Annotated in this window: 16 protein-coding genes; 13 read left to right on the top strand and 3 right to left on the bottom strand. The window is 40.7% G+C overall.

The features are described 5' to 3' along the window. The first annotated feature begins 216 nt into the window (after positions 1-216). The 10 genes from DX873_RS05015 (at position 217) to DX873_RS05060 (ending at position 7,477) form a co-directional block, all read left to right on the top strand. Positions 217-1,353, top strand: a complete 1,137-nt coding sequence (locus tag DX873_RS05015; RefSeq protein WP_116183401.1) for an endonuclease/exonuclease/phosphatase family protein — start codon at positions 217-219, stop codon at positions 1,351-1,353. Between the two features lie 19 nt (positions 1,354-1,372). Beyond that, positions 1,373-1,768, top strand: coding sequence for a hypothetical protein (locus DX873_RS05020; RefSeq protein ID WP_116183402.1), 396 nt, complete (start codon positions 1,373-1,375; stop codon positions 1,766-1,768). A 2-nt stretch (positions 1,769-1,770) separates the two neighbouring features. Then, positions 1,771-2,208: a hypothetical protein gene (locus DX873_RS05025; RefSeq protein WP_116183403.1), complete on the top strand. Its 438-nt coding sequence runs from the start codon at positions 1,771-1,773 to the stop codon at positions 2,206-2,208. Between the two features lie 60 nt (positions 2,209-2,268). Next, positions 2,269-2,964 (top strand): protein-L-isoaspartate(D-aspartate) O-methyltransferase, encoded by a 696-nt coding sequence (locus DX873_RS05030; protein ID WP_116183404.1) that lies wholly within the window; start codon positions 2,269-2,271, stop codon positions 2,962-2,964. A gap of 304 nt (positions 2,965-3,268) precedes the next feature. Then, entirely contained in the window at positions 3,269-3,625 is a 357-nt protein-coding gene (locus DX873_RS05035; protein ID WP_116183405.1) for a hypothetical protein, read from the top strand. A gap of 43 nt (positions 3,626-3,668) precedes the next feature. Next, positions 3,669-4,262: a hypothetical protein gene (locus tag DX873_RS05040; RefSeq protein WP_147296605.1), complete on the top strand. Its 594-nt coding sequence runs from the start codon at positions 3,669-3,671 to the stop codon at positions 4,260-4,262. Positions 4,263-4,344: 82 nt separating this feature from the next. Continuing rightward, positions 4,345-4,929: a hypothetical protein gene (locus DX873_RS05045; protein WP_116183407.1), complete on the top strand. Its 585-nt coding sequence runs from the start codon at positions 4,345-4,347 to the stop codon at positions 4,927-4,929. A 51-nt stretch (positions 4,930-4,980) separates the two neighbouring features. Then, entirely contained in the window at positions 4,981-5,358 is a 378-nt protein-coding gene (locus DX873_RS05050) for a hypothetical protein (protein ID WP_116183408.1), read from the top strand. A 21-nt stretch (positions 5,359-5,379) separates the two neighbouring features. Then, a complete protein-coding gene (locus DX873_RS05055) occupies positions 5,380-5,829 on the top strand; it encodes an HAD domain-containing protein (RefSeq protein ID WP_116183409.1) in 450 nt (149 codons plus the stop codon). Between the two features lie 94 nt (positions 5,830-5,923). Further along, complete coding sequence (locus tag DX873_RS05060) at positions 5,924-7,477, top strand: hypothetical protein (protein ID WP_147296606.1); 1,554 nt, start codon at positions 5,924-5,926, stop codon at positions 7,475-7,477. A gap of 45 nt (positions 7,478-7,522) precedes the next feature. Here DX873_RS05060 and DX873_RS05065 read toward each other — a convergent pair whose 3' ends face one another. Next, on the bottom strand, positions 7,523-8,143 hold the full coding sequence (locus DX873_RS05065; RefSeq protein WP_116183411.1) for a JAB domain-containing protein: 621 nt from the start codon (positions 8,141-8,143) through the stop codon (positions 7,523-7,525). 178 nt (positions 8,144-8,321) lie between these two features. Here DX873_RS05065 and DX873_RS05070 point away from each other — a divergent pair, with 178 nt between their 5' ends. Further along, positions 8,322-9,146, top strand: coding sequence for a dienelactone hydrolase family protein (locus DX873_RS05070; protein WP_116183412.1), 825 nt, complete (start codon positions 8,322-8,324; stop codon positions 9,144-9,146). On the opposite strand, the gene DX873_RS05075 is transcribed toward DX873_RS05070, so the two are convergent. After that, on the bottom strand, positions 9,143-11,335 hold the full coding sequence (locus DX873_RS05075) for an amino acid permease (RefSeq protein WP_116183413.1): 2,193 nt from the start codon (positions 11,333-11,335) through the stop codon (positions 9,143-9,145). The two genes, DX873_RS05070 and DX873_RS05075, sit on opposite strands and share 4 nt — an antisense overlap. A gap of 130 nt (positions 11,336-11,465) precedes the next feature. Then, a complete protein-coding gene (locus DX873_RS05080) occupies positions 11,466-12,239 on the bottom strand; it encodes a 3-keto-disaccharide hydrolase (protein ID WP_116183414.1) in 774 nt (257 codons plus the stop codon). Positions 12,240-12,467: 228 nt separating this feature from the next. Between DX873_RS05080 and DX873_RS05085 the strand changes: the two genes are divergently transcribed. Beyond that, complete coding sequence (locus DX873_RS05085; RefSeq protein ID WP_116183415.1) at positions 12,468-12,659, top strand: cold-shock protein; 192 nt, start codon at positions 12,468-12,470, stop codon at positions 12,657-12,659. Between the two features lie 109 nt (positions 12,660-12,768). Beyond that, positions 12,769-13,224: a cold-shock protein gene (locus DX873_RS05090; RefSeq protein ID WP_116183416.1), complete on the top strand. Its 456-nt coding sequence runs from the start codon at positions 12,769-12,771 to the stop codon at positions 13,222-13,224. The last annotated feature ends 31 nt before the right edge of the window (positions 13,225-13,255 follow it).

Below are 13,255 nucleotides of genomic sequence, written 5' to 3' on the forward strand. Positions count from 1 at the left end.
CCAAAAACTCGTACACTGATGTTCATGTGCCAAGAAAGGAGACACTAAATAAAAACCCCAGAAATTCTAAGGCTTTTGTGTAACTGTATTTGATCTTCAAAATGTATATTTAAGCAAGCGATAAAGAGTGTTGTTCTCTTCCCCCAAACACTTTGCCTTGATTAAGGCAAACGCCGAGCTAATAAACTTCATCAATAAACCTTAAAAAATGGAATCATGTGGTACAATGACCTAAGACCGGATATAGAATTGACCAACGACCGGTATTCCCTGATTATGTTAGATCCGGATAACAATTATGAACGGGAAATGACGGATAAGGACAAAAAACGGACCATAGCCAACATTCTTGAACTGAAAAAGGGAATTCTGGACAAAATTCCCAGTAAAACAGTGGACCGAAATTTGTTGCTCGCCTCATGGAACATAAAAAACTTCGGAAGACTGTTAGATCGTACCTCAGAATCCCTGTATTACATCGCAGAGATTATCAATGCTTTTGATATTGTGGCCATACAGGAAATCAATGGTGATTTGGAGCAGTTTAAAAAAGTAATGAAACTACTCGGTAGCGATTGGAAATATACCATCAGTGATGTTACCGAAGGTAGTGCCGGCAACGATGAGCGATTTGGTTTCATTTACGACTCCCGAAGGGTTACGCACTCCGGTTTGGCAGGAGAGTTGGTAATTCCTCCGGAAATGATAACCGATAATCCCGCTATTAAACAATTAAAGAGGACACCCGCTTTTACGGGATTTGAAAGCGGTTGGAGAAAATTTTCAATTGTAAGCCTGCATTTGCATCCTGGAGATGGAAGCGATGACAAAGAGATACGTAAGGAGGAAGTCAGATTGCTATTAGATCTATTGGAAGAAAAACTGGAAAATGCACCATTTGAGGACCGCAACATGATTATCCTAGGTGATACTAATCTGTACGAAGATGACGATGATATTGTGGACCTATTTACCGATAAAGGTTTTTTGGAAAGCGATGGACTCCATGGAAAGTTTACCAACACTAGTCTTAACCAGATTTATGATCGCATCTTTTTGAATGTACACGATTATTTTACTATTAGTACCGATGAGGCGGGAAATGAAAGAGGTGATGTATTCCACTTGTTTGATTATGTGTACAAGAATACTGATGCGGAAATAGCCAAATACCATGATTTAATGCTAGAACACAAAGATGATCCATCAACCTTGACCTCCGATGCAGCTTTTAAAAAGTATTTCAACACGTATTGGAAGCGAAATCAAATGAGTGATCACTTACCCGTTTGGCTCGAAATAGAGGTTGATAGCAGCCCCAATTTTTTGAAGAACAAACTGGGAAGGTTTTAAACAATAAAACAACCATCAAATGGAAAGAACTGAAATTTTTCGAGAGCTTGATTCCTTGGTCCCATCCATTCTATTGGCACTTTTGATTTTTTTGATGGGCATGGAATTTTTCCTCAATACCAATGACGTTGAAGGGGACACCGTAAAGGCCCGACTACGCGAATGGGCTTATGGAAAACTATTTTTCATAACATTTTTGTGGGGTGTACTTACCGGCCATTTCTTTTTCGGTTCCGAAAACCCCATCATCAAAAAAACCGAATGGAGTGTAGCGGCCATTATTGCGATGTCACTCATTTTAATTGGGATTGGCAGATTGATCAAATTCAAGATCAAGGCCAAGCACCAACTATTGTTGTTGGTATTTGGCATTTTGTTTGGCCATTTTTTCTTTTCTATGAACTATAATCCATAGCCATGTCAAAAAATGTAGGTGAAAATATCAACCAAAGGGTAAAAACCTTCTTATTACATGATAATTTAAAGCGGGTACAGCGTATCGTGATTATCATATTTGTGCTTGTTATTGCACTTGACGTACTTTTTGTAATCAACGAAGAGGATGAATTTCCAACGTTCAGTTTGATTGTTCATGAGGCTGCAGCCCACCAATATTTTGTCGTCACATGGTTATGGGGACTGGCTACAGCTCAGATATTCTTTCCCCGCGTACAGAAAATGAACACCATTTCAAGTTTGAACAAGGTTATTGCAGTATTGCTGATAACCAGTTTTCTGGTGATTTTCGGTAGTATTTATAAAGATGTATTTGAAGCGATTTTATGGCAGGTACTGTTGTTTATTTCTGGGGCTATATTTGGATATTATCTACTGCCCAATGATTTTGTAGAGTAATCCGATTGTCTATGCTCTAAATCATTGACTTGGGAGCCTGGTTTTTGTAACTTAAAGGCTATGGACAAGTTGACTGTCATTGTACTGTTTGTTTTTTTAGTGTTCAATAGCATCTTGGGCCAGGAAGATTATACATCCAAAAGAAAACAGATGGTGGATGCCCAGATCAAGGCTCGGGGTATAGTGGATTACAAAACGCTCTATGCGCTGTTAAACGTACCCAGGCATGAATTTGTTCCGGAAGAAATGAAACCCTATGCCTATAACGACAATCCGTTACCCATTGGTATGGGACAGACCATTTCCCAACCCTATATCGTGGCCTTTATGACCCAATCTCTCCAACTAAAAGGAAAACATAGGGTTTTGGAAATCGGGACGGGCTCAGGATATCAAGCTGCTGTGTTGGGTAAGATTGTGGACTCCGTCTATACCATTGAAATTGTTGACGAACTGGCCCAAAGGGCCAAAGAGACGTTGGCTCGTTTGGAATATACCAATGTGATGGTACGGAGTGGGGATGGTTACAACGGCTGGCCTAAAAAAGCCCCCTTTGATGCCATTATGGTGACAGCAGGTGCCGAATACATTCCCCAACCTTTGATTGATCAGCTCAAAGTGGGGGGTAGGCTGATTATTCCAGTGGGACCACACAACCGTGTCCGTAATTTGGTGCTGGTAACTAAAAAGAAAAACAAGATTGTTAAAAAGAACCTGATGGCCGTTCGGTTTGTGCCCTTTACCCGAGATGAATGATTATAGCCCACTTTTTGTCAATCCGTAAGAGTTAGGAGTGGCAAAGCGCTTGAAACTGCAGAAAAACCCCAGAATTTTTAAGGTTTCCCTATAATGGATTTTTAAAACTAATCTATATATTTAACTGTCAGGTGCTTACACTTAATTTTCTTCCCCCAACACCATAATTGTCCAAGTATGGCATGTGTTTAAGGTCCACTTTCTTCTGGAATTGGATGTTTGGACAATGCTGTCAATATGGACTTGAAGTAGCACAGGTCATTTTTAGTCGAAAAATGAAATAACGTAATTAAAATTCAACATCATGGAAGAAGAAAAAACAGAAAGTTTGGTAATTCCCTGCAATGGAGCAGAATCAAAGGATTGGTATGCATGGGTCAACAAAATGCCGCCACCCCCGGATGATTTTCACGTGGTCGGGGAGGTTTTGGTGCCAAATCCGGGCGTGGAACCCATACTCATTCCCAAACAGCCCCAGGGAATCAATCCCCAAATTTTGTTGCTAGATCTGTTTCTGCATCAAAAACCCGGTATTTGGCCAAGAGTAATGGTCTGGAAACCTGTTCGGTACGACAAAATGCACAATGTGCCCTATACCCAGGTCACAGTCTTCTGTGGCGATGAGGTCATTGCCGACATGACTGTGGAGATAGTACATTGAGTAATGTTCTACAATTGATATCCAACGAATTAAACCATCAAAAATGAAAAAATATTTCTGTGCACTGATTCTTTTCCATAGCCTTGCTTCAATGGCCCAAAGTAACATTGAAACTCTGGACATCTACGAAGAATCCAAAAAAATTGGGTTGGTCTCCTATTTGACCTTGATACAGCATTACGCCCCACAGGCCGTAATTTATGCAGACAAAAACATACAGGATGCCACAGCTGTGGATGAGGTGAACAAGAGTTATATTTTTTTGACCATTGGGTTTAATTCCCTTATCAATCAATTGTCTGCGGACATGAACCAAAAAAACTCGCCTTCACGATATAAAAAATTGAACACGTATCTAAAGGACAGGAACGGGAACAAAAAGATAGAAAACTATTACACCTTATTGGAGCTTATAGAATTTCATTTTATGAAATTGTATTATATGAATGATGGAAGCTCCACCCAAAAAATAGTGGGGCCAGATGAGGCCTTGGCATTTGTGGGAGGCGTGCCCTACACTATATACAAGGACTTTAAGGCCGTGAACACCGCAAAGGTGGCCGCACTGACCACCCTTTTAAAAGAACTGCGGTTAAAATCCCTGAGTGAGATCCTGCCCAAGAAGGGCAAAGAATAAACACTTGCTGATCTATACGCCAAAGCAGAAAAAGGGTACGGATTCTTTAAGTATATTAGCTACATAAGTGCCATTCTGTACCATGAAAAAAAAGACCAGCTTTAATGCGGATAGATTGATAGGGCTATCCGCTATATTGATCAGTTTATTGACCTTGTTCATTTTTTTATATCAAACCAACTTGTTGAAAGAACAGAGCAGGCTATCTGTAAGACCTAGGTTGACTTTCAGCAAGACCATTAACAAGACCGTGACCATGAGTGCCACAGATTCTGTTAGTTCCGTTAGGATTAATTTGAGCTTGACCGTACGTAATGATGGATTAGGACCTGCCATAGTTCAATCGAACAACATACTCGATAAAGGACAGCGATACGATAACATTATCACGTTTTTTGATGAGGTATATCCCAAACTAAAGGAATATGGGGTCTTTTCCCAGGTCACAGAACTAAAAGTGGGGGAGGCTGTACCCGCATCGGAGACCATAGGACTCTTTACCTATGAGTACAACCAGAACCGCGAAGATGAAATTAAGGAGTATTTAAATATCACTGAGTCCTACGAGTTTCCTTTTGCTATACTGATCGAGTATTCTTCCATGTATGAGGAGAAATGGGTGGTCAACTCCAACATAGAGGGAGAGCACCCAAAACAATTGGATTGATGAAAAAAATTAGCTCAAAAAGCATATATTGAGAACTTCAATCCGTCCCGAATGCAAGAAATTGACCTACACACCGTTAAAAAGCTATTGAATTCCAATTCGTTAAGCCTGACAGCGACACAAGGGGCACTGTGCCTGCCCATCTTACAAAGGATATATAAAAAGATGAAGATTGGAATACAATTTGGTGGAATACAGGTGAAAGGTTCCCGTATTGTGAACGGCCACCACCGATACATCTGTTCCCAACTGGTCAAGATTGAAATTGAACAGATTGAATGGGAAATACCCAAAAGCGCGATGGATCATGAATGGTCAAAAATCAATATAGTTGAGGAAGATTATGAAGATGAGGACCAGATCAAGGAACATAATAAAAGGGATGCCGAATTGAATGGTGTGGATGAAAGTACTTTCGACGATTTATAAAATATGGATTAACTTTGCAACATGTTGATATTATTGGACATAGATGGAGTAATGGTTCCCAACAGCAATTGGAAAAGGCCCGAATTCGAGGATGATGGTTTTCCAAGGTTCAGCAGTAAGGCGACCAATAGCCTGCAGAAAATAATTTCTGAAACAGGCGCGGGGATTCTATTGACCACATCGCACAAGTCCAATTATCCCATAAAAAAATGGCGGAACATATTCTCCACCAGAGGTCTGCGCAACGTAAACATCCAAAAGCTCAGGACAAATACGTTGCACCTGAACAGAAAGGAAGAACTTATACGGTGGTGGAACAAAAGGAACGAAGATCACTTTGTGATCATTGATGATGACAAGACGTTGAACAGCCTCCCGGCCCCCATGAAGGCCAAATTGGTACAGCCCAGTGCCACGGTGGGGCTTAATGAAGCCCTGGCCGATACCGCCATACAGATCTTAAAATCCTGATTGCATAGGAAAGCTACGTTTTACGACCCATCTTTTAGGTGGGTTTTTTGTATTGGAATGTTAAATGGACTTTTTTGTTTTTGTAGGAAAAACTATGAAATTACGAAAGTTTTTTAATAGGTTTATAGAGGTTAACTATACTCACATTTTGGAAAATCAAGATATTCAGACCCATGAAAAGCATTCTTTCAATAAAAACATTGAAGTATTTGTTGAAAACATTGAAAGTTTGTCAATTAATCTCCCTATAGTTTTAGGAACAATAGAAGAAACGCTTAAGAAAAGTCTAAAAATTCATCAAGATTTTTTGGAAAGAAATTGTAAGAAGGAGAAAAAGAACGGAAAGACATTCTATATTGTAAAGCAAGAACATTTAAGGCGTAACCAGAAGCTCAGAAAAGAGGTTAACTATTCAAATATTGCTCATCAAATTATTCAGCGTAACTTCATTGTATCTCTGGTAAGTCAATACGATTCATTTCTCGGTGGACTAATAAGAGCAATGTACTTTGTTAAGCCGGAATTAATAGATGCATCTGATAAAAAATTGACATTTTCCAATTTGGTTGACTTGGGGAGTGTTCAGGAAGCCCGAGATTTTATCATAGAGAAAGAAATTGATGCTATTTTAAGAGGGTCACACAGTAATCAGTTGACTTGGTTTGAAAACAAAATAGGAAAAATAAGAGATAAAATTAGTAGTTGGTCAGACTTTATTGAACTGACAGAGAGAAGAAATCTGTTTGTTCATAATAATGGGAAAGTCACAAATCAATATCTTAGAGTTTGTCATGAGAATGGTGTTAAGTTTGAGGAAGAAGTTAAACTAGAAGATAATCTATTGGTAGGGCCGAGTTATTTTGAAAAAGCTTTCAAATGTGTGTTCGAAATAGGTGTTCTACTAGCCCAAACAGTTTGGCGAAAATTTTTGCCTGAAAATTTGGAAGAAGCTGATTCAAGCATTGTGAATCTTTCATATGAATTGATTCATAAAGGAGAATATGAACTTGCTATAAGAATACTGGACTTTTTCAATAAATATATCAAGGATTATAGTTCACAAGACCTTCAGCTGCGCCTATTATTGAATCGAGCGCAAGCCTATAAATGGTCGGGAGATTCCCAACAATGTGCTAAAATTTTAGATGAAAAAGATTGGTCAGCATGTAATGACGTATTTAAACTTGCTACCCAAGTTTTGAAAAATGATTATGAGAATGCTTATCTAAGTATGTCTCGTTTAGGCTCGCAGAGTGACGAAATTGATAAATTAAAGTATAAAGAATGGCCAATATTTAAAGAGATCAGAAAGGAGGAAAAGTTCAAGATGTGTTTTAAAAGTGTTTTTAATGAGCAATTTGAACTTTCAGAGGCTATTGCCGAAAGTGGTTATAGAATTACAGACGAAGCCATTTTTCTAGCTACGTTGAAAGAGTGTTTAAGTAGTGCAGCTAAAAGGGAAAATGGATTTGTAGGCTCCAGATTTATAGTTGAAAAAGTACTTGCAGACAGAGGTTATGATATTAGCAGTAGCTGGGACATGTTTTATAAATTGGAGGAAAAGGGTATTATAGAGACCTATAACCATGAAGATCCTACAGGTAAATATTTTCCTTTAAATTCCGTAAAGATGAAAGCTGACAAATAGTTATTTTGAAACGACCGGCGGTATTTTTCGGACTTAATCTGATTCCTACATCCCCCCAATCACCTTCATACTCAATCCCGTATGCTTCTTGATATCGGCATCGGACATGCCACTTGCTTTTAAAGATTTAGCAATCTCCAAAGCCTTTTCCTTTTCGGCCCGTTTGCGCTCCGTTTCCAGTTTAAAGGCTTCCAGTTCTTGGCGTTCCGGCCCCATGATCTCAAAGAGGCCAGATTTTAATAGTTGGTCCATCACGCCTTGGTCAGCAAAGCTGGTATAGCCCGTTTCAGTGATCACCAAATGGTCCAGTACTTCCACCTGCAGTAGTTTGCCCGCTTTGAGCATATGGTCAGTAAAGGTAATGTCAGAGTCCGTGGCCCGGTAGGAGCCACTGGGGTGGTTGTGCACCAAGATCAGTTTTACCGCCAGTTTGTAGATCGCCATTCTAAAGACATCGGGCGGTTCTGCGCTCACCCGGTTATGGGCGCCCAGGCCAATGAGCTCCACAAACAAGATCTTGTTGAGACTGTTGAGGCCCACCACCCAAAAATGCTCCTGGTTGCGGCGGATCTTGTTCTCGCGCAGCAGCACCTGCTGCATAATGGCAAAAATGTCCTCGGAGTTGAGCACCTTGATCTTCTGTTCCTTGGTGAGTCTAACGTTCATGGTTGTAAATATACGATTTGGTAGGCGACCCGAAATTTAAGGGAACTGGGGGAATAATGCAAGGGGCTTTTCAATACATAAACTATCCTTAAAAAAGAGGGCACGGTCAATTTAAGGTAATTTACACCGCATCTATTGCTGGCAATCACTACTTTTATAACATAAAAACCACTTCATAATGAAACCATTTGCCACTTCCATTGTATTTGTTGCCCTTGTACTTATCGCTTCGTGTAAGCAGAAAACCGAACCTAAGAGCGAGCCAGAAACACTGGCCGTTAAAGTAAAGGGAGTTGAAGTTTCCTATGCTTCAGATTCTACCAATCTCAAAGGCTATATTGCCTATGACGAGAACCTGGAGGGAAAGCGCCCAGGAATACTTATAGTACATGAATGGTGGGGCCATAATGAATATGTTAGGGAACGCGCCGATATGTTGGCCGAGCTTGGCTACACCGCCATTGCCGTGGATATGTACGGGGACGGAAAACAGGCGGACCACCCTGATGACGCGGGAAAGTTTGCCATGAGCGTAATGCAGAACCTGCCCGAGGCAACGGCACGTTTCAATGCGGCGGTTGAACTGCTAAAGCAGCACGAGTCCGTGGATGCTGAAAAAATGGCCGCCATTGGGTATTGTTTTGGAGGAAGTGTGGTATTGACCATGGCCAATAGCGGTGCAGACCTTGATGCTGTTGCAGCTTTTCATAGTGGTGTTACCTTGCCAGTTATGCCAAATAAAGATTTAAAAGCCCATGTATTGGTCTGCAATGGTGCGGATGATCCTTTTATAAGCCCAGAGTCCATTACGGCATTTACGTCGGCTATGGATTCTATCGGTGCCACCTATGAATATATTTCGTACCCGGGTGTAAAGCATAGCTTTACGTCCAAAGCAGCCGATGCCAACGGGGAAAAGTTTCAATTGCCATTGGCCTATGACGCGGAAGCTGACCAAAAATCGTGGGCCAGTTTACAGCAATTGCTCAACGAGGTTTTTTAGGCTAGGATACTTTCATGACCGGAATCCCGGGCGAACAAGCAGGAGCTTTGGGTCTTGTCCGACATGGTCTTTACAAACTCGAACTTAAGGTCGGCGTCCATCCCAAAAATGTTCAGGTCGGCGGTAGGGGCATTGCTCACGATCGTATTGAAATCGCCCACATGTACTTCCGTAAGTGTTTCGGGAAGTCGAGCCAAATTCACCAATCTATGCAAAAACTTAGTGGCATTTGCTTTCTCCTTAGGGTTTTTGATTACCGTAATAACTCGAATCCGTGCCCCCCAATTCATTTTTAGTTTATAGGCGATGAGCATGCAAAGGTCCAGGTTTCCAATATCCCAACCTAAATCCCAATTAGATCTTCGATCGCTTACCCAAACATTGATGATGTTCCGCTGCCCGAACAGCGCCTTTGGATGTGCTAAAAATAGAAGCACCCCAACTTCCAATCGAATGGACTCTACTATGACAGGACACAATTCGTTTTCATAATCATCATGGTTCTGCAGGTTCAAGAAAATGATGTTGGGTCTAAAAAAGGCTCCCTGTAGTGCTTGGCTGCTATAATTGATTCCTTTGGCAAATTCATCGGTATGAATGACAGCAGAGGATGAGAATACACCCTTCTGGTAAAACGATTTTGAAATGGACTCCAACTCATTTGCCAAGGTACTTTGTTCGGAATAGCCTTCAATTCCCAATAGTTTTATTGAACCTCGGGGTTTGGCAATGTTTCGCAAAAACTCAAAAGTTCCCCGGAGACCGTTAACATCTCGAACAGGAACCATTAAATTGGCCTTCCATGCCCGTTGCTGCATTTTTTTCATCCCCCAAGTATGTTTGGCAGCCCATTCCGCAAACGAAAAGAACAGACCTGAACGAACATCCTCGAAAGGGGTTTCTAGATTTTGTCTTGATAAGTACCAATAGACCATCAAAACAATGGCGATGGAAATCAAACTTACACTAGGGTTGATGATAAACATGGCAAAAACCGAAGAGACAAGCCCAAACCAGGGCACCAGCTTATGTATTTTAAAAACAGGGCGATAACTGATCAAGCCCAATCGCTGTTCTATGATGACCACAATATTGATCATTGCGTAGGTAATCAAAAAGAACAAGGTTACCAACGGGGCGACCGCATTGATGTTTCGGAGTAAAAGTGTGATAAAAATTAGCGTCGCCGTTACCATCATGGCATTTCTGGGCTGCCCATTATTGCTTTGCCCGGCCAAAAACTTGGAAAAGGGGAGTACCTTATGTTCGCCCATAGCATACAGAATACGCGAAGAACCCACAATGGAGGCCAAGGCCGAAGAAAAAGTAGCTCCTAGAATTCCTGCTATGATCAAGGGACCAAAAAAGGCCTTATCGACCATAATATAGTAGTTGTTCAACAATTCTTCTTCCGAAGCACTTCTAGAAATCCAAAAAGCAACGAACATATAAATGGCAAAGCTTACCCCAATGGCCCAAAGCGTACCTGTGGGAATGCTTCGTTTAGGGTCCTTTAATTCTCCGGACATATTGGCTCCGGCCATTATTCCCGTAGCGGCTGGAAAAAAGACGGCAAAGACCAGCCAAAAATCACTGCCTGTGAATCCATTTTCAACGGAGCCCTTAAACGACCCCCAACTTAGGGCATCACTTGTGGGTATGGTCATAGAGCCTTCATAAGCGGCAATAACTATGGAAATTAGAGAGAGCGTAATAATCCCCATGATGATAAATTGGGTCTTAATGGCCAAATTGGCACTGATATAGGCGATGGCAATCAGTATGGCAAATACGATGATGTCAACAAGAAAGGCATTATGGTCGGGAAAAATGCCCATCCAACCTTCCCTGAAACCAAAAATGTACATGGTCACGGCCAGACCTTGTGAAATATAACGAGGTATGCCCAGGCTGCCTCCAACTTCAAGCCCTAAGGCTTGTGATACGATAGCATAAGCTCCACCGGCACCAATACGAATATTAGTGGTAATGGCAGACATGGATAGTGCGGTACAAAGTGTGATCAAAAATGAAATGGCAATAATGAGCCATGTACCCAAAAGCCCGGCATTGCCAACAACCCATCCAAGACGCAGGTACATGATGACCCCTAGAATGGTCAACAGGGTAGGGGTGAATACCCCGCCAAAGGTTCCAAATTTTTTAAGGTTTTTTGGTCTTTCTTTCATTTTACTGGCTCAAAAATAGGAATAAAATAAGCTTCAGAATTCTACAATTTTATTTCTGAAAATATTCTTTAAACACAATTCTTTATGGGGTCTACTAGACCAATTGTTCAATGTGTTCCTCAAAATATAATTACAGCTCCCTAATCTTCATATTGCGGAACCAAGATTCAAAATACCAGTTTTGAAGAGCTATTCTACCACGAGTAGCTTTGCCAAATCCAGGTGAATCCTTAAAACCAGAAGCTGCGACTTTATTTTTCCAATTTTCAGAAGTAAAATCTTCTTTGGCGGTTAATTTTCCATTAAGATAGAATTCAATTTTTCCATCTTTTTGCACAATTCTAGCCGTATTCCATTGTCCTGTTGCATTGGCCTCCACTTCGTTCAATTGTGGCGACAACCCCCAGAGACAGCCAGGACGTTTCAGGGGAGTTTTGGTATCCATATGGGCCGGTTCCAACAACTGGTATTCTGGTCCGGTCTGATAAGTAGCCTTGTATTCTGGTGATTCCTGTACATTAATAAAAACACCTCCGTTTCCCCTGAGGGACATTTGCCAGTCAAATACCAGTTCATAGTTTTCGTATTCTTTATCGGTTACCAAATCCCCAAAAACTTTGGTTTCATCGGTGGCATTGCAAAAAAGATTGCCATCCCGTACTTCCCATGCGGAAAGTCGTGTAGAATCCGGATTATTGTATAGATGCCAACCATTTAAGGTCTCACCATCAAATAGTAGTGCCCAGCCCTGTTCCTTTTCAATATCCATTAGCTGATTATGCACTTGGTTTTCCTTCGCCAACTTTTTGGTCCGCCAGGTGGGACTTTCTGTTTTTTTATCCGTTTTACAGGAAGCCATACACAGCATCAATATTAGAAAAGCTAAAAGAGTGGTTCGGACCATTTGATTGTTTTTTCTAAAAATAAGAATTACAGTAGTGTTCCCAATTTCTTAGATGTTTATTTTTTGCCAAGTACATTTCAAGATGGAGAATTATAACCTACCCGAAAGCTTATCAATATATAGTATGAATGGTTATGACTTTTAGAAATAATCAAATTAATTCAATAAGAAATAGCTGAATACCGGATAATTAGCCTCACCTTTGTGCTTTAATCTTAAATAATAACAATGAGTAAAGGAACAGTAAAGTTCTTCAATGACACCAAGGGTTTTGGTTTCATTAGTGAAGAAGGTGCAAACAAAGAGCACTTTGTACATGTTTCTGGATTAATCGACGAAATTCGCGAAGGTGACCAAGTTGAGTTTGATTTAGAACAAGGAAAAAAAGGATTGAATGCGGTAAACGTAAGGGTCATCTAAAGACATATATTCCAAATTTTTTAAGCCCATCTAAATAGATGGGCTTTTTTATTTCCAAGAATACCGAATTAGTAAATAAATCAACTACCTTAACGGCATAAATTAATAAATGGCAAAATCGCAACAAACTTTTAGTAAACGAGAGAAAGAAAAGAAAAGGCAAAAAAAGCGCGAAGAAAAACAAAAAAAGAAAGAAGCCAGAAGGGCGGAAGCCAAAGAAGGCGACGCGGGCATACCCTTTGCCTATGTTGATAAATTCGGCAATCTTACGGAAACACCCCCTGAACCAACAGGGGAAGAGGAGATTGATGCTTCTGAGATAGTGTTGGGTATTCCCCAAAAAGAAGAAAGCGAGGAGGAACTTGACCCAGTTCGTAAGGGCAAGGTTGCTTTTTTTGACCATTCTAAAGGTTTCGGGTTTATTACCGATTCAGAAACTCAAGAAAAATATTTTGTACACATTTCTGGCCTTATCGATGAAATCAATGAGAACGATAGAGTGACCTTTGAATTGGAAAAAGGCCAGAAAGGCATGAATGCTGTTCGGGTTAGTTTACAAGACTAGTCCATCTATTATCTCTTGTGTCATACTACTC

This window comes from Flagellimonas nanhaiensis (assembly GCF_003382275.1).
GTDB classification, from domain to species: domain Bacteria; phylum Bacteroidota; class Bacteroidia; order Flavobacteriales; family Flavobacteriaceae; genus Flagellimonas; species Flagellimonas nanhaiensis.

What these genes read in the sequence shown, in the direction of transcription:
- DX873_RS05015 (WP_116183401.1), top strand. Translation starts at nt 217, where the DNA reads ATGTGGTACAATGACCTAAGACCGGATATAGAATTGACCAACGACCGG.
- DX873_RS05020 (WP_116183402.1), top strand. Translation starts at nt 1,373, where the DNA reads ATGGAAAGAACTGAAATTTTTCGAGAGCTTGATTCCTTGGTCCCATCC.
- DX873_RS05025 (WP_116183403.1), top strand. Translation starts at nt 1,771, where the DNA reads ATGTCAAAAAATGTAGGTGAAAATATCAACCAAAGGGTAAAAACCTTC.
- DX873_RS05030 (WP_116183404.1), top strand. Translation starts at nt 2,269, where the DNA reads ATGGACAAGTTGACTGTCATTGTACTGTTTGTTTTTTTAGTGTTCAAT.
- DX873_RS05035 (WP_116183405.1), top strand. Translation starts at nt 3,269, where the DNA reads ATGGAAGAAGAAAAAACAGAAAGTTTGGTAATTCCCTGCAATGGAGCA.
- DX873_RS05040 (WP_147296605.1), top strand. Translation starts at nt 3,669, where the DNA reads ATGAAAAAATATTTCTGTGCACTGATTCTTTTCCATAGCCTTGCTTCA.
- DX873_RS05045 (WP_116183407.1), top strand. Translation starts at nt 4,345, where the DNA reads ATGAAAAAAAAGACCAGCTTTAATGCGGATAGATTGATAGGGCTATCC.
- DX873_RS05050 (WP_116183408.1), top strand. Translation starts at nt 4,981, where the DNA reads ATGCAAGAAATTGACCTACACACCGTTAAAAAGCTATTGAATTCCAAT.
- DX873_RS05055 (WP_116183409.1), top strand. Translation starts at nt 5,380, where the DNA reads ATGTTGATATTATTGGACATAGATGGAGTAATGGTTCCCAACAGCAAT.
- DX873_RS05060 (WP_147296606.1), top strand. Translation starts at nt 5,924, where the DNA reads ATGAAATTACGAAAGTTTTTTAATAGGTTTATAGAGGTTAACTATACT.
- DX873_RS05065 (WP_116183411.1), bottom strand. Translation starts at nt 8,143, where the DNA reads ATGAACGTTAGACTCACCAAGGAACAGAAGATCAAGGTGCTCAACTCC.
- DX873_RS05070 (WP_116183412.1), top strand. Translation starts at nt 8,322, where the DNA reads ATGAAACCATTTGCCACTTCCATTGTATTTGTTGCCCTTGTACTTATC.
- DX873_RS05075 (WP_116183413.1), bottom strand. Translation starts at nt 11,335, where the DNA reads ATGAAAGAAAGACCAAAAAACCTTAAAAAATTTGGAACCTTTGGCGGG.
- DX873_RS05080 (WP_116183414.1), bottom strand. Translation starts at nt 12,239, where the DNA reads ATGGTCCGAACCACTCTTTTAGCTTTTCTAATATTGATGCTGTGTATG.
- DX873_RS05085 (WP_116183415.1), top strand. Translation starts at nt 12,468, where the DNA reads ATGAGTAAAGGAACAGTAAAGTTCTTCAATGACACCAAGGGTTTTGGT.
- DX873_RS05090 (WP_116183416.1), top strand. Translation starts at nt 12,769, where the DNA reads ATGGCAAAATCGCAACAAACTTTTAGTAAACGAGAGAAAGAAAAGAAA.